Annotated in this window: 24 protein-coding genes; 9 read left to right on the top strand and 15 right to left on the bottom strand. The window is 57.8% G+C overall.

Features of this window, described 5'->3' with window-relative positions; translation table 11 throughout:
* Positions 1 to 206: 206 nt before the first annotated feature.
* The 3 genes from ACWGZX_RS22865 to ACWGZX_RS22875 are packed head-to-tail and all read right to left on the bottom strand — an operon-like array spanning position 207 to position 1,250.
* Positions 207 to 548, bottom strand: a complete 342-nt coding sequence (locus tag ACWGZX_RS22865; RefSeq protein ID WP_452625527.1) for a hypothetical protein — start codon at positions 546 to 548, stop codon at positions 207 to 209.
* The gene (locus ACWGZX_RS22870) at positions 545 to 934 is read right to left on the bottom strand and encodes a phage holin family protein (RefSeq protein ID WP_452625528.1); all 390 of its coding nucleotides are present in this window, start codon (positions 932 to 934) and stop codon (positions 545 to 547) included. The genes ACWGZX_RS22865 and ACWGZX_RS22870 overlap by 4 nt, the downstream gene beginning before the upstream one ends.
* Position 935: 1 nt before the next feature.
* A complete protein-coding gene (locus ACWGZX_RS22875) occupies positions 936 to 1,250 on the bottom strand; it encodes a DUF883 family protein (protein ID WP_140670943.1) in 315 nt (104 codons plus the stop codon).
* Between the two features lie 304 nt (positions 1,251 to 1,554).
* Here ACWGZX_RS22875 and ACWGZX_RS22880 point away from each other — a divergent pair, with 304 nt between their 5' ends.
* Entirely contained in the window at positions 1,555 to 2,763 is a 1,209-nt protein-coding gene (locus tag ACWGZX_RS22880; RefSeq protein WP_223519235.1) for an ammonium transporter, read from the top strand.
* A gap of 1 nt (position 2,764) precedes the next feature.
* Here ACWGZX_RS22880 and ACWGZX_RS22885 read toward each other — a convergent pair whose 3' ends face one another.
* On the bottom strand, positions 2,765 to 4,477 hold the full coding sequence (locus ACWGZX_RS22885) for a cation:proton antiporter (protein WP_452625529.1): 1,713 nt from the start codon (positions 4,475 to 4,477) through the stop codon (positions 2,765 to 2,767).
* Positions 4,478 to 4,686: 209 nt separating this feature from the next.
* On the opposite strand from ACWGZX_RS22885, the gene ACWGZX_RS22890 reads away from it, so the two are divergent.
* From ACWGZX_RS22890 to ACWGZX_RS22900, 3 genes are all read left to right on the top strand, one after another.
* Positions 4,687 to 4,923: a glutaredoxin family protein gene (locus ACWGZX_RS22890; protein ID WP_452625530.1), complete on the top strand. Its 237-nt coding sequence runs from the start codon at positions 4,687 to 4,689 to the stop codon at positions 4,921 to 4,923.
* 170 nt (positions 4,924 to 5,093) lie between these two features.
* Positions 5,094 to 5,411 (top strand): transcriptional regulator, encoded by a 318-nt coding sequence (locus tag ACWGZX_RS22895; protein WP_223519241.1) that lies wholly within the window; start codon positions 5,094 to 5,096, stop codon positions 5,409 to 5,411.
* A 71-nt stretch (positions 5,412 to 5,482) separates the two neighbouring features.
* The gene (locus ACWGZX_RS22900) at positions 5,483 to 6,373 is read left to right on the top strand and encodes a pseudouridine synthase (protein WP_452625531.1); all 891 of its coding nucleotides are present in this window, start codon (positions 5,483 to 5,485) and stop codon (positions 6,371 to 6,373) included.
* A gap of 66 nt (positions 6,374 to 6,439) precedes the next feature.
* On the opposite strand, the gene ACWGZX_RS22905 is transcribed toward ACWGZX_RS22900, so the two are convergent.
* Positions 6,440 to 6,661, bottom strand: coding sequence for a YgdI/YgdR family lipoprotein (locus tag ACWGZX_RS22905; protein ID WP_223519245.1), 222 nt, complete (start codon positions 6,659 to 6,661; stop codon positions 6,440 to 6,442).
* Between the two features lie 71 nt (positions 6,662 to 6,732).
* The gene (mobA, locus tag ACWGZX_RS22910; RefSeq protein WP_452625532.1) at positions 6,733 to 7,338 is read right to left on the bottom strand and encodes a molybdenum cofactor guanylyltransferase MobA; all 606 of its coding nucleotides are present in this window, start codon (positions 7,336 to 7,338) and stop codon (positions 6,733 to 6,735) included.
* A gap of 81 nt (positions 7,339 to 7,419) precedes the next feature.
* Between mobA and moaB the strand changes: the two genes are divergently transcribed.
* Both moaB and ACWGZX_RS22920 read left to right on the top strand, forming a co-directional pair.
* Entirely contained in the window at positions 7,420 to 7,959 is a 540-nt protein-coding gene (gene moaB / locus ACWGZX_RS22915) for a molybdenum cofactor biosynthesis protein B (RefSeq protein ID WP_223519249.1), read from the top strand.
* Positions 7,943 to 9,169 carry a molybdopterin molybdotransferase MoeA gene (locus tag ACWGZX_RS22920; protein WP_452625533.1) on the top strand — a complete coding sequence of 409 codons (1,227 nt, stop codon included), beginning with the start codon at positions 7,943 to 7,945 and terminating at the stop codon, positions 9,167 to 9,169. The genes moaB and ACWGZX_RS22920 overlap by 17 nt, the downstream gene beginning before the upstream one ends.
* A gap of 63 nt (positions 9,170 to 9,232) precedes the next feature.
* On the opposite strand, the gene ACWGZX_RS22925 is transcribed toward ACWGZX_RS22920, so the two are convergent.
* Positions 9,233 to 9,541: a hypothetical protein gene (locus tag ACWGZX_RS22925; protein WP_223519253.1), complete on the bottom strand. Its 309-nt coding sequence runs from the start codon at positions 9,539 to 9,541 to the stop codon at positions 9,233 to 9,235.
* Positions 9,542 to 9,863: 322 nt separating this feature from the next.
* Here ACWGZX_RS22925 and yegS point away from each other — a divergent pair, with 322 nt between their 5' ends.
* Entirely contained in the window at positions 9,864 to 10,781 is a 918-nt protein-coding gene (yegS, locus tag ACWGZX_RS22930) for a lipid kinase YegS (protein WP_452625534.1), read from the top strand.
* On the opposite strand, the gene ACWGZX_RS22935 is transcribed toward yegS, so the two are convergent.
* The 3 genes from ACWGZX_RS22935 to ACWGZX_RS22945 all read right to left on the bottom strand — a co-directional run bounded on the left by ACWGZX_RS22935 (position 10,765) and on the right by ACWGZX_RS22945 (position 13,196).
* Positions 10,765 to 11,424 carry a response regulator gene (locus tag ACWGZX_RS22935; RefSeq protein ID WP_452625535.1) on the bottom strand — a complete coding sequence of 220 codons (660 nt, stop codon included), beginning with the start codon at positions 11,422 to 11,424 and terminating at the stop codon, positions 10,765 to 10,767. The two genes, yegS and ACWGZX_RS22935, sit on opposite strands and share 17 nt — an antisense overlap.
* Positions 11,421 to 12,314 (bottom strand): sensor histidine kinase, encoded by an 894-nt coding sequence (locus tag ACWGZX_RS22940; protein WP_452629056.1) that lies wholly within the window; start codon positions 12,312 to 12,314, stop codon positions 11,421 to 11,423. The genes ACWGZX_RS22935 and ACWGZX_RS22940 overlap by 4 nt, the downstream gene beginning before the upstream one ends.
* 411 nt (positions 12,315 to 12,725) lie before the next feature.
* Positions 12,726 to 13,196, bottom strand: coding sequence for a hypothetical protein (locus ACWGZX_RS22945; protein ID WP_452625536.1), 471 nt, complete (start codon positions 13,194 to 13,196; stop codon positions 12,726 to 12,728).
* 463 nt (positions 13,197 to 13,659) lie between these two features.
* Between ACWGZX_RS22945 and ACWGZX_RS22950 the strand changes: the two genes are divergently transcribed.
* Both ACWGZX_RS22950 and ACWGZX_RS22955 read left to right on the top strand, forming a co-directional pair.
* Positions 13,660 to 14,595 (top strand): chemotaxis protein CheV, encoded by a 936-nt coding sequence (locus ACWGZX_RS22950; RefSeq protein ID WP_223519261.1) that lies wholly within the window; start codon positions 13,660 to 13,662, stop codon positions 14,593 to 14,595.
* A gap of 92 nt (positions 14,596 to 14,687) precedes the next feature.
* Entirely contained in the window at positions 14,688 to 15,494 is an 807-nt protein-coding gene (locus ACWGZX_RS22955; protein ID WP_452625537.1) for an MOSC domain-containing protein, read from the top strand.
* A gap of 71 nt (positions 15,495 to 15,565) precedes the next feature.
* Here the strand turns inward: ACWGZX_RS22955 and ppnP are convergent, their stop codons facing one another.
* From ppnP to atuD, 5 genes are all read right to left on the bottom strand, one after another.
* Positions 15,566 to 15,850, bottom strand: a complete 285-nt coding sequence (gene ppnP, locus ACWGZX_RS22960) for a pyrimidine/purine nucleoside phosphorylase (RefSeq protein WP_452625538.1) — start codon at positions 15,848 to 15,850, stop codon at positions 15,566 to 15,568.
* A 68-nt stretch (positions 15,851 to 15,918) separates the two neighbouring features.
* Entirely contained in the window at positions 15,919 to 16,461 is a 543-nt protein-coding gene (locus ACWGZX_RS22965) for an exonuclease domain-containing protein (protein ID WP_223519264.1), read from the bottom strand.
* Between the two features lie 71 nt (positions 16,462 to 16,532).
* Complete coding sequence (locus ACWGZX_RS22970; protein ID WP_452625539.1) at positions 16,533 to 18,494, bottom strand: acetyl/propionyl/methylcrotonyl-CoA carboxylase subunit alpha; 1,962 nt, start codon at positions 18,492 to 18,494, stop codon at positions 16,533 to 16,535.
* Between the two features lie 117 nt (positions 18,495 to 18,611).
* Positions 18,612 to 19,409, bottom strand: coding sequence for an enoyl-CoA hydratase/isomerase family protein (locus ACWGZX_RS22975; protein WP_452625540.1), 798 nt, complete (start codon positions 19,407 to 19,409; stop codon positions 18,612 to 18,614).
* On the bottom strand, positions 19,406 to 20,563 hold the full coding sequence (atuD, locus tag ACWGZX_RS22980; RefSeq protein WP_452625541.1) for a citronellyl-CoA dehydrogenase: 1,158 nt from the start codon (positions 20,561 to 20,563) through the stop codon (positions 19,406 to 19,408). Before atuD ends, ACWGZX_RS22975 begins: the two co-directional genes overlap by 4 nt.
* Positions 20,564 to 20,578: the final 15 nt, after the last annotated feature.

Genomic DNA, 20,578 nt, shown 5'->3' on the forward strand with positions numbered 1-20,578 from the left:
CAGGTGACTGATCCCTTAGCCTAGAGCCCGGCGGCGTTGATGTCGATGAGTAGCAGTCGCTCACCATTGACGAAAAATTGCCCGGCGGTGAGACAAGTCTTGTTTTTGGACTCGCCTGGTCACCGGGTGGGCACACAGGATTGAACCCCTCGATAAAAGAGGTTCATCCCGGTGGTGTGGCTAGAATGCAGCCAGAGACTGGCTATTTAGTCTTTACGCGAATTGCTTTGCAGGACCAGCTTGATCAGGGGCCCGAGGCTGGTGCCCAGACGAACCAGGCGAGTGAGGCTGCTGACGCCACCGTTCCTGGTACTTTTCCCGGTCAAAAATCCCAGCAAGGTAACCGCCGCCACGCCCCAGAGCGGGGCATGCTTGATGCCAAAACTGCTCTGGAGGTCTTGCGACATCCCGCGTATTCGCTGCAAGGGCAGCAGCAGTTCCCTGGATTCGTGGCGAATTTCCTGACGGTGCATTTCCATGCGCAGGCGAATCAGCGCCTTGCGCATTTCTGTGCGCGAGCTGTTGTGCGGCAGTTCAGGCAGGCTCATGGCAGCAGGCGCTCCCGATCATTGGCCAATTCTTCCAGAGTGCCATGGAAGGGCGAGGACTCATCGAAGATCGCCGCTTTCAAACGGAATGCACAGAATATGGAGGCAAGGGCATAGAACACGCAGAGCCCGATGATGGTGGGCAGGCGATAGGTGTCCCAAAACACAATCATCACCAGAGCCGACAACCCCACCAATAGCAGCAATGCAAAGACCAGCGCCAGTCCTGCAAATAACAGCAGGCTTACGGTGCGCGCTTTTTGTTCCTGCAACTCGATGCCGAACAGCTCGACATGGCTGTGCAACAGTCCGAGAAAAGCGGCCCCCAAGCGCCGCGATGAAGCGCTTGTGCCCGTCGCAGACGAGCTGGATTCGCCGATAGACATATCAGCGCCGAGAAGCTAGCAGGCCAATGAGGAAACCCACCCCGGCGGCAATCCCGACCGATTGCCATGGGTTGGCCTGAACGTAATCCTCGGTAGCGGTAACGGCGGCCTGACCTCGCTCGCGTAACGAGTCTTCGGTCAGCTTCAAGGTTTCCCGGGCACGCAACAGGCTGTCGTGGATCTGGTTGCGCAGCTCATCAGCCTGATCGCCGGCCAGGGTAGCGGTGTGTTCCAGCAACCGTTCGGTGTCGCTGACCAGTGTTTGAAAGTCGTTCATCAGTATTTCTTGAGCAGTCTTTGCCTTGATGCTGGCCATGGGTGGATCTCCGTAGTGGCTTCTGATGGGTTCGAGTATGAGCCTTGCGTGAAGGTTCAGTACAAATGACTGGTACAACTTTTGCTATGTCGTGGTGCGTTCCCGGCGCGCGCTGCGCTGTTGCCGGGCATGAAATCAGGAAAACCGCTTCTCAAACAATTAAAACTCGCGCGAAGGTTTCGATCTTTTGCGCCAAAGCGGTTCACGGGGATCAACGGTTCGATCCGGATAAGCCGCAACTTGGTGCGTACATCGCCTGCGCGAACCGCTTTGGTGCTTTTTCAGCCTTAAGGTCTGCCAATCCATGGAAAATCTGCAAAGTGCTGTGGACAGTCTGGTCCACAGCTCCAACACACTGTTCATCCTTATTGGTGCAGTCATGGTGTTGGCCATGCACGCCGGTTTCGCTTTTCTTGAGGTCGGCACGGTTCGGCAAAAGAACCAGGTTAACGCCTTGTCGAAGATTCTCAGCGACTTCGCCATTTCGACCTTGGCCTACTTCTTTATAGGCTATTGGATTTCCTATGGGGTCACCTTTCTGCAACCGGCGGCGGTGATCAACGCCGACCATGGTTACGGGTTGGTGAAGTTCTTCTTTCTGCTGACCTTTGCAGCGGCCATTCCGGCGATCATTTCCGGCGGCATCGCCGAGCGCGCCAGATTTGTCCCGCAGTTGTGCGCGACCGCGCTGATCGTGGCGTTCATCTATCCCTTTTTCGAAGGGATGATCTGGAACGGCAATTATGGTTTGCAAGCGTGGTTGCTGGCGCGATTCGGTGCCAGCTTCCATGATTTTGCAGGCTCGGTAGTGGTCCATGCCATGGGCGGCTGGTTGGCACTCGCGGCGGTATTGTTGCTCGGTCCACGACAAGGGCGCTATCGCGACGGTCGCCTGGTGGCATTTGCACCATCGAGCATTCCCTTTCTCGCGTTGGGCTCGTGGATTCTGATCGTGGGCTGGTTTGGCTTCAACGTCATGAGTGCCCAGACCTTGCAAGGCGTGAGCGGGTTGGTGGCGGTGAACTCGCTGATGGCCATGGTCGGTGGAACCATGGCGGCGCTTATCGTCGGGCGCAATGACCCAGGCTTTTTGCACAACGGCCCACTGGCCGGACTTGTGGCCATCTGCGCCGGTTCCGACCTGATGCACCCCGTGGGCGCACTGCTGACCGGTGCCATTGCCGGGGCACTTTTCGTCTGGTGCTTTACCGCGGCGCAGGGCAAATGGCATATCGACGATGTGCTGGGTGTGTGGCCTTTGCACGGTCTGTGTGGCGTGTGGGGCGGAATTGCCTGCGGGATTTTTGGCCAGACGGCCTTGGGCGGCTTGGGTGGGGTGAGTTTGGTCAGTCAGTTGATTGGCACTTCTCTGGGGGTGGTTGTGGCGCTGGCCGGTGGTTTTGCGGTGTATGGAGCGATCAAGGCGTTCCATGGGCTGCGCCTGAGTCAGGAAGAGGAGTATTACGGCGCGGACTTGTCGGTACACAAGATCGGCGCCGTCAGTCAGGACTGAATCACTTCTCTGCATCTTCGGCCCCGGGATAAAAATCGTGCAACATCCGGTAGCGATCATGTCGTATCTGATCAGCCCGCTCCTGTACCTGATGGGCGGGCAGTCCCAGCATGATCAGTGCATGGGAGGCGAGCATCAGGCTGGACTCCAGCAGTTCCGGTACGACTTCGCTGGCGCCGGCCTCTTTCAATTCGGTTAACTGGCTGTCGTCCCGGGTACGGACCAGAATCGGCACACGCGAATTGACCCTGCGTGCCTCCTTGAGTATCTCCAGCGCGATGTCGGTCTGGTCCACTGCGATCACCAACAGTTTGGCGCGGGCCAGTCCTACGGCAACCAGTAATTCACCTCGACGCGAGTCTCCGTAATGTACGCAGCTTTCGCTGGCGGCCGCTTCCTCGACTCTTACCGAATCGTGGTCCAGTGCAATGTAAGGTTGCTGCTGTTGGCGCAGACAGCGCCCGATGGACTGACCAACGCGCCCGTAACCACAGATGACGACATGCTTGTCGAGATCCGCGTTAAGCGCGCTGATTTCTTCGAGTTGTGCTTCCTTGTTGGACTTGCGATGCAGGTGCTTTGCGATAGACGGGGCTGCGCGCAGCATCAGTGGCGTGACCAGCATCGAACAGAACGTAGCGGCCAGCAGCAGGCTGCCGAGTTGCGCGGGTATCAGATCGCTTTGTTGCATCTGCGCTATCAGTGCAAAGCAGAACTCACCCCCCTGGGCCAGTGCGAGGCCGCTGCGCCAGGCGGTTTCGCCATCGCTGCCACGCCATTTGACCAGCAGCGCCACCACGGTGCCCTTGATCAGTAGCAATCCCAGCGTCAGGCCAAGGATCAGCAGGGCGTGGCTGGCGAACAAATTCAAGTCGATCAGCATGCCGATGCTGACGAAGAACACCCCGAGCAGAATGTCGCGAAACGGGCGGATATCGGCCTCGACCTGATGCCGGTAATGACTTTCGCCCAAGAGCATGCCAGCGAGAAACGCGCCCAAGGCGGGGGAAAGACCCAGTAGGTGAGTCAGCCAGGCCGTCAGCAAAACAATCACCAGAGCCAGCAGTACGAACAGTTCGGCAGAGCGGGCGGCGGCGACTTCATGGAACAATCTTGGTAATAGCCAGCGGCTGACCAGCAGCAGACCGACGAACAACACCACGGTCTTCACCAGTGTCAGAGGCAGCGCCCAATACCAGGCCTGATCACTGTTGCCGGCGAATACGGGCACCAGGGTCAACAGCAATACAGCCACTACGTCCTGAAACAGCAATACGGCGATGGCATTCTGGCCATGACTGCTGAAAATTTCGCCAAGGCTGGTCAGCTCCTTGCTGACAATGGCGGTGGATGACAGCGCCAGTCCCGCACCCAGTAACAGCGCGGCGGTCACCGGCATCCCGAACATCATCAGCAAAGCACCCAGCAGCAGTCCGCTTGCAAGCACTTGCAAACTGCCAAGACCAAACACTACCCGGCGTAGTGCGATCATTTTCGTCAGGGAGAACTCAAGACCGAGCGAGAACAGCAGGAACACCACGCCTAACTCGGCAAGGTAGGGCAGCCCTTCGCTTTGTTTCACCCAGTTGAAGGCGGTCGGGCCAACCATCAGCCCCACGCACAGATAGCCCAGGACCGGGGGCAATCGCAGACGCTGGAACAGCGCGATGACCACCAGTGAAGAAACGAGAATAATCAAGAGATTGGCAAACACAAAACACTCCGCTGATAGACGCTGGCTACTCAAGCGTAGAAGCAAAAAAAACGTGAGCATTGCTTAAATGGCACAAGTGGCGACTGATTTGCATCAGGGTTATACCGCCCGCCCTTGCGATTCATGCTCCAGGGCAGAAGATGCAATGGCTCGACGGCTTTTCGGGGCAGGCCTAGAATGGTCACTTAATTTTTTACGGTTGAGCGCTCATGCTTCCTGAATGTCAGCTGTTTGGCACCCTGGGGTGCCACCTCTGTGAAGTGGCCGAAGCCATGCTGATGCCCTTTGTCGAACACGGTCTGCTGGTCGAGCTGGTAGATATCGCTGACGATGAAACCTGGTTCGCAGCCTACAGTCTGCGCATTCCGGTCTTGCGAAGAATAGATACCGGCGCTGAGCTGGGTTGGCCGTTCGATTCCGACGAGGTGGTGGCGTTCTTGCGTTAAGCGGTTTTTCTGGTGGCGGTGATGCCGCCTGTCGAACTTTGCGATTGATCCCCTTGGCTTAACCGATGCTCTTCGGATACTGTATGCGCATACAGTTATTCGTAGTGCAGCCTCGCCGTCCCGGATTTTCGGGTTTGCGCAGGCAGTTCCGGGCGTGAGAGGGATGAATCGTGGTCAATGTCGAACAATTGAAAAACAGCGTGAACCGGATGTCGATCGATGTTGTGCGCGAGGCTGTCCTCGAGTTACGTCTGGACGGTCTGGTGACGGAGGGAAAAACACCCTTCAACAAACTGCATTTCAATACCTGTTTCGCCGAAATCGAAGCGTTGTTCCAGCGGGCGGGTTACCACCGGCAACTCGATGTCGTGGGCTATCAGGGGTTGTTGTACGCGCTTTACGATCCCGCTCGCTGGGAAGCCGTCGATGTACTGCGCTGGCTCAAGGAGTTCACTGACGCGGCGGCGCGCACACAGATTCCGGCATGAGTATTCTCTGCTAGGTTCGACTCGGCCACTGTTGGATAATGCCGACCTGTATTGAGGGTCAGAACTTTCGTATGTCGACTTCATCTTTTTCCGCTGCACACAACCAGGCCAGCACGCTCTACTTGCCGCCAGGTTCGTGGCAGACCGTTATCGATTGCCTGTGTGAACACTTCAGCGCTATTGGTCGTGAACAATGGCTGGACAGAGTGGCTCGCGGTCGGGTGCTCGACGGGCACGGAATGCCGATCGCGGTCGATCTGCCTTACAAGGAAGGCCTGCGGATTCATTATTTCCGTGAGGTGCCGGACGAAAAGCCGATCCCGGTAGTCGAGTCGATCCTCTATGCCGACGAGCATCTGGTGGTTGCAGACAAGCCGCATTTTCTGCCGGTGACGCCGGCAGGCGAGTACGTGGAACAAACGCTGCTACGAAGGTTGATCCGTCGACTGGATAACCCACATCTGGTGCCGCTGCATCGCATTGACCGGCATACGGCAGGGTTGGTGCTGTTTTCAGCCAACCCGCAGAGCCGTTCAGCGTATCAGTCGTTATTTCCGACACGACAGATTGAAAAGCGCTACGAGGCAATCGCCGCTGCGTTGCCTGAACGGGCCTTTCCATTGGTGCATAAAAGCCGGCTCATCAATGGCGAACCGTTTTTCCGCATGCAGGAAGGTCCGGGTGTCAGCAATACCGAGACAGCAGTCGAGGTTCGGGAAAAGAACGGAGACCTCTGGCGATATGCGCTTTTCCCGGTGACGGGCAAGAAACATCAATTACGGGTGCACATGACAGCGCTGGGCGCGAGTATCTGCAATGATCCGTTCTACCCGCAGGTGCTCAAGGACGTTGAAGATGACTACGCCAACCCGCTGAAACTGCTCGCTCAGGGCTTGCGGTTTGTGGATCCGGTCACCGGCCAGGAAAGGGTGTTTGAAAGCACCATCACCTTGCAGTGGTGAAAAATCTCGGTCACGAAAAAGCCCGCATCAAGCGGGCTTTTTCGCATCTGGCAGGTGCAGTAAAGATTACAATTCTTTAACGGTGCGAACCTGATCCTTGTTGATGCGAGTTTCCTTGCCATCCAGCTGTTCGAATTCGTAGAAGCCCGACTTTTCATCATACGATGGCGTGTCGATGGCCTGGATTTCGCGACCGTCATTCAAGGTGATCACTGACGGCGATGCACAGCCCGCCAAGGTCGCTAGGCCCACTGCGAGCATAAAAGTGGCGAGGGTCCGTTGAGTCATGAGCGTGTCTCCGAATAAGAATTCTTTGGTTGCTGGGCTTGAGACGTATACAACGCACGCAAGTTCCTTGCCTAGTGTCGTTCTGACTCGGAGTGTGCGCTTAACAATTCCGGGGTATTGAGGTTGGCCAGTCGCGGGTCGTTGTCTACACATTGTAGTGCGGTGGCCTCCAGTTTGCGCATGAGGCGTCCCGGGCTGCGTTCACCTTCATTCCATGCCGTGTCGAACGCCGAGCAGAGTGCGACAGGGATAATGCACAGCAACGGTTCCCAGTGTGCGCCCTGGCGCAGCATCAACGGTTTGTCCGGATGCTGGCTGGCGGTTTCGCGCATGCTGTGGAGCAGGGCGGCATTGATGCGAGGTACGTCGCAGGGCAGCACCAGCAGAAGAGGATGGCGGGCCGCCTTGAGGCCGGCGCGAATACCCGCCAAGGGTCCAGGGAAATCGCCTTCGTCGTCATGGACCATTTGATCGGCGTAAGGCGCGTATTTGTCCAGGTTCCTGTTGCACGAAATAATCAGGTCATCGCTCAGATCGCGGGTCTTGCGATACAGGTGCGCGATCAGCGGCTCGCCGTGCCATTCCAGCAAACCCTTGTCCTGACCGCCCATGCGTTGGCCACGACCGCCAGCCAGGAGCAAAATGGAGCAGGGCGGCAATGGTGAGTCAGGGGGCATGGCAGGTCTCCATGGGGGCGCTGAAAAAGTGAAGCGCTGTGATATAACACCGAGCTGTTTTTCCTACAACTGGACGAGCCTATGAAAGCCAAGGCTGATGTACCTTTCGCGCCGCTTAATATCGCGGTGCTGACGGTCAGCGATACCCGAACCCTGGAAACCGATACGTCAGGACAGGTTTTTGTCGACGGTTTGAGCGCCGCCGGTCACAACCTGGCCGCTCGGGTTTTGCTTAAAGATGATCTCTACAAAATTCGCGCGCAAGTCGCCAACTGGATTGCCGATGAGGTGGTGCAGGTGGTGCTGATCACTGGCGGTACCGGGTTCACCGGACGGGACAGCACGCCAGAGGCGGTAAGTTGCCTGCTGGACAAACAAGTTGATGGTTTTGGTGAGTTGTTCCGGCAGATTTCTGTTGCCGATATTGGCACTTCGACCGTGCAGTCCCGGGCGCTGGCCGGTTTGGCCAACGGTACGCTGGTCTGTTGCTTGCCGGGTTCGACCAACGCTGTGCGCACCGGCTGGGACGGCATTCTTGCCGAACAACTGGATGCGCGACATCGTCCTTGCAATTTCGTGGCTCACCTGAAGCAGGCGGCACCCTGTGAATCCCGCGGGTAAGCCGGGTAAAACCGGAAGCCTGATGCCTGTCGAGGTGGCGCTGGCGCGTCTGCTGGACATGGCAGAAGCCTCGCCCATCCGCGAGCGTGAACGCTTGCCGGTAGCGCAGGTTCAGGGGCGCGTGCTCGCCGATGACTTGGTTTCGACCCTTGATCTGCCACCTTGGCCGAACAGTGCCATGGACGGCTACGCCTTGCGTGTCGCTGACTGGACGGGAGAACCGTTGGTGGTCAGTCAGAAGATATTTGCCGGTCAGGCGCCCGAACCGTTAAAGCCCGGTACCTGTGCCCGAATATTTACCGGTGCGCCTGTGCCAGCAGGCGCCGACTGTGTCGAGATGCAGGAAAATGCCGAGGTTCAGGCGGATGAGCGAGTACGGTTCCTCGAATCCATGAACCCGGGTCAAAACATCCGGCCACAAGGTCAGGAAACCACGGTTGGCGAGCTTGTCTTGTCGGCCGGCACACGGCTTGGGCCTATTGAGCAGGGCTTGGCGGCATCGCTGGGATGCGCTGAGCTGAACGTGATTCGCAAGGTTCGTGTTGCGGTTCTCTCAACCGGAGATGAATTAGTTGAACCGGGCCAGGCCTTGGGCCCAGGACAGATCTACAACAGCAATCGTGTGTTGCTGTGCAGTTGGTTGCAACGCCTGGGCTGTGAAGTCATCGATGCCGGTATTCTTCCTGATGATTTGGTGACCACTCGTGCCCGCCTCGGCGAGTTGAAGGATGTTGATCTGATCCTCTCCACGGGTGGGGTGTCTGTAGGAGAGGCCGATTTCCTGGGCATGGCCTTGCGCGAAGAGGGCGAGCTCACGCTGTGGAAACTCGCAATCAAACCGGGCAAGCCGCTGACATTCGGGCATTTTCGTGGCGTACCTGTGATTGGATTGCCCGGCAACCCGGCGTCGACACTGGTCACTTTTGCTTTGTTGGCAAAGCCCTATCTCCTGCGCCGTCAAGGTGTAAAAGAGGTCGAGCCGCTGAAGTTTCAGGTGCCGGCCGGGTTCGTCTGGCCTAAGGCTGGTAACCGACGAGAGTACTTGCGTGGTCGCCTGGAGAATGGCCGGGCGATCATTTACAAGAATCAGAGCTCAGGGGTACTTCGCAGTGCCGCCTGGGCTGATGGCCTGGTAGAGGTGTTGGAAGGTCGCACGTTGATCGAGGGTGAATATGTAGTTTTCATTCCTCTGAGCGAAGTCTTGAGCTGACCTCGCCATGTCTCTTTGCCGCAAGCCCGGTAAATTTGCCGGGTCTTGCGTGTATGACTAACGCTAACGAAGCAGAAGTGTCACGACCTGGTCGAAGCGGCTATTGGCAACCCAGCCCAACAGCCCGAGGACTACAGCGGTTCCGCCCGCCGAGTAGGCCAGTCTGTGCTTGATGGACTTGACGTCATTGCGCACTTCATCCATGTCTCTTCGGATGTATTTCAGATGGGTCTCCAGTTCAATGACGCGAGGTTCCATATCAACTCCTGAAGCGGGTTTTGCGTTGTTGTTGAATTCAGCCTGATGATTGGCGCGACTTTCTGCGAACGGCGTTACCGGGCTGAGCGGCAACTTGATGTCATGAGTTTGCATGGAGAAAACCGCTCCTTGCGTCAATGCCGTTTGGGTAGCCGAAACTCGTATTGCGTGCGTTTTTTGTAGCCCTTGAACGGGGTTTACTCATTGCTTGCACATCCCTGTGTCTTTGCTGTTGATGACAGATAACCGCTGACATCAAGGTGTACCAATCGCCCCGGTTGGTCAATTGAGCCGATTCCTCACATATCGTAAGAAAACTTCCCACCCTGTAGGACCGCAAACCTGCACGCCTCGAAAAATCTCAACGCCTTGCGACCTTTATAGGGGGCAGTGAGGTCAACATCTCCTGAATGAATTCCAATCAGGAGCTACGACAATGAGTGAGCGCAAGGCGCTGTTGATTCTGCATGGCAAGCAGGCACTCAACGAGGAGGTCCGCGCGGCCATCGAAGGTAAGCGCAAGCAGGGTTGGGATCTGGCGGTCCGACTGACTTGGGAGGCGGGGGACGCGCGGCGGTGGGTGGGAGAAGCGTTGAGCGCAGGCTATACGCAACTGATTGCCGGCGGCGGTGATGGCACATTACGCGATATTGCCGAGGCCATAGCCGCGCACCCGAATCAGGCCAGCCTGGTCTTGATGCCATTGGGCACTGCCAATGATTTTGCTCGCGCAGCGGGTGTGCCTCTAATACCGGCTCTGGCCCTGGACCTTCTGGAGGCTGCGCCGCACGCTATCGATCTGGGGGACGTTGGAGGGCAGGTCTTTCTGAATATGGCCACTGGCGGTTTCGGCAGTCAGGTCACAGCCAATACGTCGGAAGACTTGAAAAAAATCCTTGGCGGTGCCGCGTATCTGTTTACTGGTCTGTCACGTTTCAGCGAGTTGCACGCGGCATATGGCGAGTTGCATGGGCCCGACTTTTATTGGCGCGGCGAGCTATTGGCACTTGGTATCGGCAATGGTCGGCAGGCGGGAGGTGGGCATGTGCTATGCCCGGAGGCGCTGATTGACGATGGTCTGCTGGACATCAGTATTTTACCGGCCCCTCAGGAAGTGGTCGGAACCTTGAAAACCCTGCTTGCCGATGGTTTTGGCATCGACAACATGTTTGTGCGCGCCCGTTTGCCCTGGGTCGAAATCAAGGTCTCGGAAGGTCTGCACATCAACCTTGATGGCGAGCCTCTGGAGGGCGATAGCCTGCGTTTTTCTGCGCGTGCCGCGGCATTGCGTGTGCATTTGCCGGAGAACTCACCGCTGTTGAGTGCAGCGCTGTCAGTTAATCGTCCAGACTGATGATTTGTTCGCGTACGGCAAACAGGACCAGACCGGCCACGTCGTAGATCTGCAGGCGTTTCATGATCTGCGAGCGGTGGGTTTCAACGGTCTTGATGCTAAGGCCCAGGCCATTGGCGATTTCCCGGGTGGATTTTCCACGAACAATCAGTCGCAGGATTTCCAGTTGCCGTGCCGTCAGGTTATGTGAGTCGGACGTTTCCGGCTGCTGTTTCTGGTTGCGGATCAATGCCTGATTGATGACTGTGTGGGCGATGGCAGGGCTCAAGTAGCGTTCGTTATTGCGCAAGGCATCCAGGGCATGTTTCAGCTCGGTGGCCGTGGTGTCTTTGAGCAAATAACCATGGGCGCCGGACTCAAGCGCTTGCATGATGAGTACGGGATCGGTGTGCATCGACAGGATCAGCACCTTGCTTTGCGGGCGCACCCGCTTGAGTCGCTGCATGGCTTCAATGCCGCCGGTCACCTTCATGGAGATATCCAGCAAAATAATGTCAGGCGAAAGCTTCTCGACCATCTCGAGTAAATGCGAGCCGTCATCGGCCTCGCCAATGACCGCGTAGCCGGGAATATCCAGCACCAAAGCGCGCACGCCAGCCCTGATCAGTGAGTGGTCATCCACCAGAAGTAAGTTACAAGTCAATGTAAAACCTTATTCGTACTGGCCCGCTCAAGCGCACGCGGCGCCCAGGGGAAGAGTGCTTCGATTTGAGTGCCTTTGCCCGGTTCGCTGGTCACGGCCAAGGTCCCGCCCAACTGATCGATCCGTTCCCGCATCCCGGCCATCCCCCGCTGTCCTTCTCGACCGGGGTCAGCCGCGGGTGCGAAACCCAGGCCGTCGTCGTTGATCGATAGTGCCAGGCCTTGGGGTGTACGTTGCAGGCGGACCAGCAGATTTTTCGCTTCGGCGTGACGCAGAATGTTGGTCACTGCTTCCTGGGTAATTCGAAACGCTGCCACCGCCATTTCCTCCGGTATGCCGGTCAAGCGTTGATGGCATTCCAGGCTCCAGTGCATTGATGTATTGGCCAGGGTCTTGAGCAGATGCGCACGCAGACTGGCTTCCAGTCCGAGGCTCGCCAATTGCCTGGGATTAAGGATGGCCGAGACGTCACGAACCTTGGTCAGGGTTTCTTCCAGTGTGTCGCAGAGCACTGAGTACTGGCCTTGCATTTCTTCAGGCATCCGCCGTTTGAGCCATTCACTTTGAAGTTTTGCGGCTGTCAGCAACTGGCCAATATCGTCGTGCAATTCTCTACTGAGCCGATGGCGTTCATTTTCCTGAACTTCCAACAGTCGGTCCGCCAGCTCCTGCGGCTCAAATCTTATTGACGTACTCGAGAGACGATGTTGCACCCAGACGCAGGCCAACGCCGCGATATTGAGCACCAGCACGCTCAGCGGAAGGGGAGCGGACAGACAGAAGACCAATAGGCTGCCAAGGGCCGAACAGGTGCACAGTAACAACGTGAAACGTCGCGCGTTTTTCTGGGAAGGTGGCCATAGGATGACTGACTTGAGGCTGGCGTACATAGCGGATGGAGCCAATGAATGTTCGCTGCGGGCAGACCGGCCATAGGGCTGACGGGTCTCTGTCTGAAAATTTATAGTGGCTCGTCTTGAGCAGAGTACGGTGCAGTGGTGAAACTACAGCCATTGTCTGTCTGCTTTCATCCGATCACACTTGGCCAATAATTGGCGTCAACTAATGGGCGGCATAATACCACTTAAGATACCGTTGGTCGCGTTTGGTATATAGGACCATGCAGTCAGGAAATAAAGCGGTTGGACGCTAGTCCATGATGGAAAAGCATTACGGAGGGAAATGATTAGCATCGAACTGTCGTTGACAGATATGAGGTGTTCAATTGCGACATGAACGCGCTCAGTTATAGAGCGCCGTCATGGCAATAAGACTTCGCACAGCGTAGTTGTCTAACTTATTTAAGCCTGCCGTTCCGAATAGGAAGCGAGCGTAAACGGTTTGGAGTTAACCGGTAACTGAAATGGACTGAGTCCGACCTGGAACGCAAAGGCTTCGATCAAGGAAGTCTGCTCAGTGTCATCCAGGCTGAGTTGACCGGTGGTTTGATCGATGAGTTCAAGTTGCCAGGCCATCAGCGTGAAGCATTCTTTCAGCGCCCCCAGTGCTTGATCGTGCAGGTCGATCTGGTTGTGGGTGTGGTTCAGCAAACCATGAATATGCAGAGAAAACTCGGACACGGCTTCCAGCGCCAGGGCATCGGCCCGGCTCGCCAATTTGAGCAGACTGCTGAGCATGCAATCGATTGCGTCTTTGTCATTGCTGATCAATTGCAGGTGGCTCAGGCACTCCTCCGATTTTGCTAGAAGGGTTTCTGCCTCGACAAGAAACTCCGGTAAACGCTGAGCCCACTGCTTGGGTTTGTTCGGCATGCTTACCTCCACAACGTCATGTCAAATGAGGGGATATCACGTATGTCGACGAGGACGTTCAACGTCCCGACGCTGTCATGCCGGCGTGAGATCGCGCTCCAGCAGGACTGAGCCCAGGCTTTGGAGCTTGAGAGGGTGGAAGACCACTTTCCTGCGATCGCACACAAAAGCCTGACTCCGTTCATGCAATGAGAATGGCGTCACATTAATGGCTATTGGATATTGCGAATATCAGGTTGGGCCTGATTGTTACTAGGGGAATCCCTTACATAGGGGAACCTAACGTGCGAATCGTGGTCGCGCCGCAAGGAGTGAAGCAGATGAATCACGGATGCAGTAAAGCATGATGCTAATGTGACATCAATGTTCGGTCGTGGCATTTTGTCTCAGGGTCAAGATCTGGCCATAACAGCCGATAACTCCCTTTAGTGAATTCATCAGAACAAGCCCAGGAGTCATTAAAATGGCCGGCATTCTCGATACGGTAGACCAACGCACGCAACTGGTGGGTGAGAATCGCCTGGAAATTCTCATGTTTCGCCTGGCCGGCCGGCAATTGTTCGCGATCAACGTCTTTAAAGTGCAGGAAGTGCTGCAACTGCCCAAGCTGACGCTGATGCCCCAGCGCCATCCGTTCGTCTGTGGCGTGGTCAATCTGCGTGGCCAGACGTTGCCTGTGATTGACCTGTCCCAGGCCATCGGCATGCGCCCGCTGGTGCCGAGTCCGACCAGCACGATCATCGTCACTGAGTACAACCGTTCGGTGCAGGCGTTTCTGGTCGGGGGTGTGGACCGCATCGTCAACATGAACTGGGAAGCCATTCTGCCGCCGCCGACCAGCGCCGGTCGCCAGCATTACCTCACGGCGATCAGCAAGGTCGATGACCAGTTGGTGGAAATTATCGACGTCGAGAAAGTCCTGGCCGAAATCGTGCCGTACAGCGCCAAGGTCTCCCGCGAAAAACTCGACGACCCCATACTGGAACGCGCCCGTGGCCGGGAAGTGCTGCTGGTCGACGACTCCAACGTAGCTTTGTCGCAACTGCGTGACACCCTGGGTCAACTGGGAGTGAAAATGCACATTGCCAGCGACGGCCTGAAGGCATTGAACATGCTCAAGGCTTGGGCGGATACGGGCGTGTCCATGACCGACAAACTGCTGATGGTGTTCACCGACGCAGAAATGCCGGAAATGGACGGCTATCGACTGACCACCGAAATCCGTAATGACCCGCGTCTGCGTGGCCTTTACGTGGTGCTGCACACCTCGCTGTCGGGCAGCTTCAACGACTCGATGGTGAAGAAAGTCGGGTGCGACAACTTCCTCTCCAAATTCCAGCCGGACAAACTCGTCGACGTGGTGCGCCAGCGCCTGATGCTCGACGAAGTGCCAGCCTGATCACGGGGCGGCAGGCTGGCAGTCATGTCAGCCTTTGATTCGGTGATCAAGCTCGTATAGGGTGGCCTTTTTTGCCTACCAGGGAGCTGGCCATGCTGCGTCTGAGCGCGCTTTATCGTTATCCGTTGAAATCCGGCAAGGGCGAGACCTTGCAGCAAGTCGGGCTCGACAAGCTGGGGCTGGACGGTGATCGACGCTGGATGCTGGTGGACGAGGCCAGCGGGCGCTTTCTGACCCAGCGCGCGGTGGCGTCGTTGAGCCAGCTGTCGGCGTTGTGGAATGCCAAGGGCGGCTTGACCCTGAGTGCCCCGGGCCGCTCGCCGATCGATATCGCTTTGCCCTCCAGCAACGCTGAACTGCGTGGCGTGACCATCTGGCGCGACACCTTGCGCGTGCCGGATGCAGGGGACGAGGCGGGTGCCTGGGTCAGTGAGTTCATTGGCAAGCCGACGCGCCTGGTGCAAGTTCCCCTTGATCGTGCGCGCACGACCGAGGCGGGTTACGGCAAGGACGACGATCAGGTGGCATTTGCCGATGGCTATCCGTTATTGCTGATCGGCCAGGCGTCCCTGGAAGATTTGTCGAAAAAGGTCGGACGGTCCCTGGAAATGCTGCGCTTTCGACCGAACCTGGTGATTGAGGGCAGCGAAGCCTATGCCGAGGATGGCTGGAAGCGTATCCGCATTGGTGATGTCGAGTTCCGGGTGGTCAAGTCCTGCGCACGTTGCATTCTGACCACCATCGATCCGCAAACCGGTGAGCGCAGCGATGACCGGGAACCGCTGGCCACGTTGCAGAAATACCGTGCCAAGGCCGACGGCGCGATGTTTGGACAGAATCTGGTCAACGACAGCAACGGTCGTCTCGAAGTCGGGATGCCGGTGACGATTCTCGAGTAAAAGCCCCTGAATGAAAAATGCCCGTGTCCAAAGACACGGGCATTTTTTTATCGCTATGAAAACCCGGGGGTTTAGCCGCGGTATTCACACAGGTAAGCGGTGTCGACGGCCACTTTCAGCTGAAACTTGCTGTTGGCAGGCACGTTGAACTGGCTACCGGCCGCGAAGGTTTCCCAGTCGCTGCTGTCAGGCAGTTTGACGGTCAGGGCGCCGCTGACCACGTGCATGATTTCACGTTGGCTGGTACCGAATTCGTATTCGCCCGGAGCCATGACGCCGATGGTCGCAGGACCTACAGCGGTGCCAAAGGCGATCGACTTGACGGTGCCGTCGAAGTACTCGTTGACTTTAAACATGGGCGATTCCTCGAAAAGGGCTAAAAAGGCCGGCCAGTATGCACAAGGCCTTGTGCGCCGTCACCTCTCTAGACGGGGAGAGTCAGTGGCAACAAGCGCGCGGTATTGCGTGCATCTTCCAGCGCCCGGTGTTGCTGGCCGGTGAACTGCATGCCCGCCAGTTGCAAGGCGCCATTGAGCCCCAGCGGACGTTCCAGCCGTCTGGCCTTGGCAAAGCGCTGCTTGAGGTTCATATGCGGCACCCTGCTCAAGGCGCTGTCGAGTTGCAGGCGCTCCCATTCCTGAACCAACTGTTTGCGGTCGTAGTCCCCCCAACTCGCCCAACCTTCCAGTCGTGAATGATGGTGGCCCAGCCAACGCTCGAATGACGGCCAAACCTCGGTCAGAGGTTGCGCAGCATCGATATTGCCTTGGGTGATGTGAGTCAGCTCCCGGCAAAACGGCGTCAGCAAAGGCCGACGCAACGGCCGCACGAAACGCTGGAAATAGTCCAGTTCGCGACCTTTGCGGTCCACCAGGGTGGCACCGATTTCGATGATTTCCATTTCCGTTACTGGCCAGCCACCCTCATCGGTGGTGGCTTCCAGATCTATCACCAGCCAGTGATGCATTGCAGGGTTCCTGGTATCCGCGTCCTGATAGGGCTTGAGCGTAGCCAAACCCGACGGATCCGCCTAGCGGCTTATTCGACCTCCAACAAAATCTGACGATTTTTAACCTGATCACCGACCCGCACCTGCAACCGTTTAAGCACCCCGTCGATGCCCGACTTGAGCGGGTGCTCCATTTTCATCGCTTCGAGCACCACCAGCGGTTGGCCTTTGCTGACCGGGCTGCCCTCACTGACCAGTACGTCGACGATGGCTCCGTCCATTGGCGCCTTGAGTGTGCCGGTACCCACGCTGGCTTGACTGCTCACTAGCGCCTGAGCCCGGTCCACCAGTTTCAAACTACCGGGGCGGGCGAACAACCAGAGGTGCCCGTCCTCGAGGCGATAGGCATGACGCTGTTGGATACCGTCGATCTCCAGTGTTGCCCAGCGTCCGTCGCAGCGGATGATCTTCAATTGAAGAAATTGCTCGGCCACACGAATCCTGAATGACGCGTCCGGCGAGGCGTTCAGTTCCACCGGCCAGTCCTGATCATTCAAGCCGATGCAATAGTGCAGGGGCACATTGGCGTTGTTGCGCCAACCGGCCAGTGGTGCCGGGTGAGTTTGTGCCGACGCTTGATAGAACAGCACCGCAGCGATGGCCAGTTCGGCGGCACTTGGGACATGAGCCTGCAAGCACGGATCGTCAGCGAAGCAGGTCGGGATGAATCCGGTGCTGAACTCGCCGCTGATGAACTGCGGGTGTTGCAGCAGACTGGCGAGTAAGCGCTGATTGCTCTGCACGCCCAGCAGCACGCTGTCTTGCACCGCCCGCAGCAACTTGCGCCGGGCTTCTTCACGGGTTGCACCGTGGGCGATGATTTTGCCCAGCATCGGGTCATAGAACGGGCTGATGTCCTGGCCTTCAATCAGGCCGTGATCGATCCGTACGCCGCTCAGTAATGTCGGTTCCCACGCCGTGACTCGACCGGTCTGGGGCAGAAAGTCGCGAGTCGGGTCTTCGGCGTACAGGCGCACTTCCATGGCATGGCCGTTGAGCTGCACTTGCTCCTGCCTTAATGGCAGCGGTTGTCCTTCGGCGACGAGTAATTGCCAGGCCACCAGGTCCAGCCCGGTGATCAGTTCGGTCACCGGGTGTTCCACTTGCAGCCGGGTGTTCATCTCTAGAAAGTAGAACTGTCCGCGCGCGTCCAGCAGAAACTCCACCGTGCCCGCGCCGACGTAATTCACTGCCCGACCCGCCTTGAGCGCGGCCTCGCCCATGGCCTGACGCAGCTCGCGGGTCATCGCCGGGCAGGGGGCTTCTTCGATGACCTTTTGATGGCGCCGCTGGATCGAACAGTCGCGTTCGCCGAGGTAGATCAGGTTGCCGTGCTGATCGCCAAACAGCTGAATTTCGACATGGCGTGGGTCGATCAAAGCTTGTTCGAGGATCAGCTCATCGCAACCAAAACCATGCTGCGCTTCGGAACGTGCGGTGCGCAGTTGTTCACACAACCCGCTGGCGTCCCGCACCAGGCGCATGCCACGTCCGCCCCCGCCAGCGCTGGCCTTGATCATCAATGGATAACCGATGCGTTCAGCTTCGCGGCTCAGGGTTGTGTCGTCCTGTTCGGTGCCTTGATAGCCTTTAACGCAGGGCACGCCGGCGTCGATCATGGCGATTTTCGACAGGCGTTTGCTGCCCATCAGCTCAATGGCTTCGGGGCTGGGGCCGATGAAGGTGATGCCTGCATCACGACAGGCAAGGGCGAAGCGGGCGTTTTCCGAGAGGAAGCCGTAGCCGGGGTGGATCGCATCGGCACCGGTGCGCCGGGCGGCGTCGATGATGGCCGGGATGTTCAGATAAGACTGCTGCACCGGGGCCGGGCCGATGTTGACGGCTTCGTCGGCCATTTGCACGTGAAGGGCGTCGGCGTCGGCATCGCTGAAAATGGCGACGGTGCGATAACCCAGCGCCTGGGCGGTGCGCTGGATGCGGCAGGCGATTTCACCGCGGTTGGCGATCAGGATTTTTCTGAGTCCGGGCATGGGTTCTTCCCTTGAGATTTGCGGTGGATGTGATGGCCTCTTCGCTGGCAAGCCCGCTCCTACAGGGTTTGTGAGCGACACAAATCAACTGTGGGAGCGAGCCTGCTCGCGAAGCTTTTAAGTGGCCCACCCCGGTTTTCTTTTTTGCACGAAGGCCATCGTTCCTTCGACTCCTTCAGCCCCAGTCACCGCTTCGCTAAACCACTGCGCCGCTTCATCCAGCAACCCATCCGACGGCTGTCCGGCACTCGCCAGCAGGAGTTTTTTGGTCGTCGCATTAGCACCCGGTGCGCAACACAGCACATGGGCGAGGATTTCATCGAGGCGTTCGGCCAGCGCTTGCGCGTCATGCTCGACAAAATGCACCAGGCCCATCCGCCGCGCCTGTGTACCGTCAAAACGCGCGGCGGTCAGCGCCAGGCGCCGGGCTTGAGTCAGGCCAATGCGCTGGACCACAAACGGCGCTATTTGCGCGGGCAGCAATCCGAGGCTGGTTTCCGGCAACCCGAACTGTGCCAAGTGATCGGCCAAGGCGACGTCGCTGACGCAGGCCAGCCCCAGGCCACCGCCCAACACCGCGCCTTGCAGCACCGTGATCACCACTTGTGGCGCGTGTTGCACTTCTTGCAACAGGGCGCCGAATGCCCGGTTCAACTCGCGATAGGCGTTGGGGCCTTGAGCGCGTGCGCTGGCCATGTCCTTGATGTCGCCGCCTGCACAGAAATGCCCACCGGCACCGCCGATCACCAATGCCCGAACCGCTCGATCATCGCGCACCGCCGCGAATACCGCGCGCAGTTCGGCGACCATTTGCAGGCTCATGGCATTGCGACTTTCCGGGCGATTGAGGGTGATGTGCAACACGCCGTTATGCGACTCCAGCAGCAACGTCTGGCAATCAGGCAGGGTGCTCATTTCTTTTTCCCCGGCAGGATGCCCATGAGTTTGCAGATGATCCCCAGCATGATTTCGTCGGCGCCGCCGCCAATCGACACCAGCCGCACGTCGCGGTATGCACGGGCGACCGGGTTGTCCCACATGAAACCCATGCCGCCCCAATATTGCAGGCAGCTGTCGCTGACTTCACGGCCCAGGCGTCCGGCCTTGAGTTTGGCCATGGAGGCCAGGCGGGTGACGTCCTGGCCTTTGATGTATTGCTCGGTGGCCTGATAGACCAGCGCGCGCAGGCATTCAATTTCGGTTTGCAGCTCCGCCAGACGGAAGTGGATCACCTGGTTGTCGATCAGCGCATTGCCGAACGTTTTACGTTCCTTGCAGTACTCGATGGTGCTGTCGACGCAGTACTCCAGGCCCTTGATCATGTTCGCCGCGCCGAACAGGCGTTCCTCCTGGAATTGCAGCATTTGCATCATGAACCCGGCGCCTTCATGGCCGATGCGGTTGCGTTGCGGCACGCGAACGTTGTCGAAAAACACTTGGGCGGTTTCTGAGCTGCGCATGCCGAGCTTGTCCAGGTGCGAACTGAGGCTGATGCCTGGCGTGTTCATTGGCACCATGATCAGCGACTTGTTGATGTGTGGTTTGTCGTCCGACGTGTTGGCCAGCAGGCAGATGAAATCGGCGCTGGGCGAGTTGGTGATCCACATCTTGCTGCCGTTGATCACGTAGTCGTCGCCGTCCTTGCGGGCGGTGGTTTTCAGCCCGGCAACATCGGAGCCGGCACCGACTTCAGAGACGCCGATGCAGCCGACCTGTTCACCGGTAATGGCCGGGCGCAGAAACTCATCACGCAACTCATCGGAGCCGAACCGCGCCAGCGCCGGGGTGCACATGTCGGTTTGCACGCCGATGGACATCGGAATACCGCCGCAATGGATGGTGCCGAACTCTTCGGCCGCGACGATCGAATAGCTGTAGTCGAGCCCCATGCCGCCGAATTTTTCCGGTTTGGAGATCCCTAATAAACCGAGATCACCGGCCTTGCGGAAGATGTCATGGATCGGAAAACGTCCGGCCTTTTCCCACTCATCGACGTGAGGGTTGATCTCGTGATCGACAAATTGGCGGATGGTGCGACGCAGTGCTTCGTGTTCCTGGGTGAAGATCATTTTTATTGTTCTCCT

The sequence above is a fragment of the Pseudomonas sp. CLCA07 genome, assembly GCF_053615335.1.

Excerpts from the sequence above, each read along its gene's own strand:
- ACWGZX_RS22865 (WP_452625527.1), bottom strand. The coding sequence starts at position 548 with ATGAGCCTGCCTGAACTGCCGCACAACAGCTCGCGCACAGAAATGCGC.
- ACWGZX_RS22870 (WP_452625528.1), bottom strand. The coding sequence starts at position 934 with ATGTCTATCGGCGAATCCAGCTCGTCTGCGACGGGCACAAGCGCTTCA.
- ACWGZX_RS22875 (WP_140670943.1), bottom strand. The coding sequence starts at position 1,250 with ATGGCCAGCATCAAGGCAAAGACTGCTCAAGAAATACTGATGAACGAC.
- ACWGZX_RS22880 (WP_223519235.1), top strand. The coding sequence starts at position 1,555 with ATGGAAAATCTGCAAAGTGCTGTGGACAGTCTGGTCCACAGCTCCAAC.
- ACWGZX_RS22890 (WP_452625530.1), top strand. The coding sequence starts at position 4,687 with ATGCTTCCTGAATGTCAGCTGTTTGGCACCCTGGGGTGCCACCTCTGT.
- ACWGZX_RS22900 (WP_452625531.1), top strand. The coding sequence starts at position 5,483 with ATGTCGACTTCATCTTTTTCCGCTGCACACAACCAGGCCAGCACGCTC.
- ACWGZX_RS22905 (WP_223519245.1), bottom strand. The coding sequence starts at position 6,661 with ATGACTCAACGGACCCTCGCCACTTTTATGCTCGCAGTGGGCCTAGCG.
- mobA (WP_452625532.1), bottom strand. The coding sequence starts at position 7,338 with ATGCCCCCTGACTCACCATTGCCGCCCTGCTCCATTTTGCTCCTGGCT.
- moaB (WP_223519249.1), top strand. The coding sequence starts at position 7,420 with ATGAAAGCCAAGGCTGATGTACCTTTCGCGCCGCTTAATATCGCGGTG.
- ACWGZX_RS22925 (WP_223519253.1), bottom strand. The coding sequence starts at position 9,541 with ATGCAAACTCATGACATCAAGTTGCCGCTCAGCCCGGTAACGCCGTTC.
- yegS (WP_452625534.1), top strand. The coding sequence starts at position 9,864 with ATGAGTGAGCGCAAGGCGCTGTTGATTCTGCATGGCAAGCAGGCACTC.
- ACWGZX_RS22940 (WP_452629056.1), bottom strand. The coding sequence starts at position 12,314 with ATGTACGCCAGCCTCAAGTCAGTCATCCTATGGCCACCTTCCCAGAAA.
- ACWGZX_RS22945 (WP_452625536.1), bottom strand. The coding sequence starts at position 13,196 with ATGCCGAACAAACCCAAGCAGTGGGCTCAGCGTTTACCGGAGTTTCTT.
- ACWGZX_RS22950 (WP_223519261.1), top strand. The coding sequence starts at position 13,660 with ATGGCCGGCATTCTCGATACGGTAGACCAACGCACGCAACTGGTGGGT.
- ACWGZX_RS22955 (WP_452625537.1), top strand. The coding sequence starts at position 14,688 with ATGCTGCGTCTGAGCGCGCTTTATCGTTATCCGTTGAAATCCGGCAAG.
- ppnP (WP_452625538.1), bottom strand. The coding sequence starts at position 15,850 with ATGTTTAAAGTCAACGAGTACTTCGACGGCACCGTCAAGTCGATCGCC.
- ACWGZX_RS22965 (WP_223519264.1), bottom strand. The coding sequence starts at position 16,461 with ATGCATCACTGGCTGGTGATAGATCTGGAAGCCACCACCGATGAGGGT.
- ACWGZX_RS22970 (WP_452625539.1), bottom strand. The coding sequence starts at position 18,494 with ATGCCCGGACTCAGAAAAATCCTGATCGCCAACCGCGGTGAAATCGCC.
- ACWGZX_RS22975 (WP_452625540.1), bottom strand. The coding sequence starts at position 19,409 with ATGAGCACCCTGCCTGATTGCCAGACGTTGCTGCTGGAGTCGCATAAC.
- atuD (WP_452625541.1), bottom strand. The coding sequence starts at position 20,563 with ATGATCTTCACCCAGGAACACGAAGCACTGCGTCGCACCATCCGCCAA.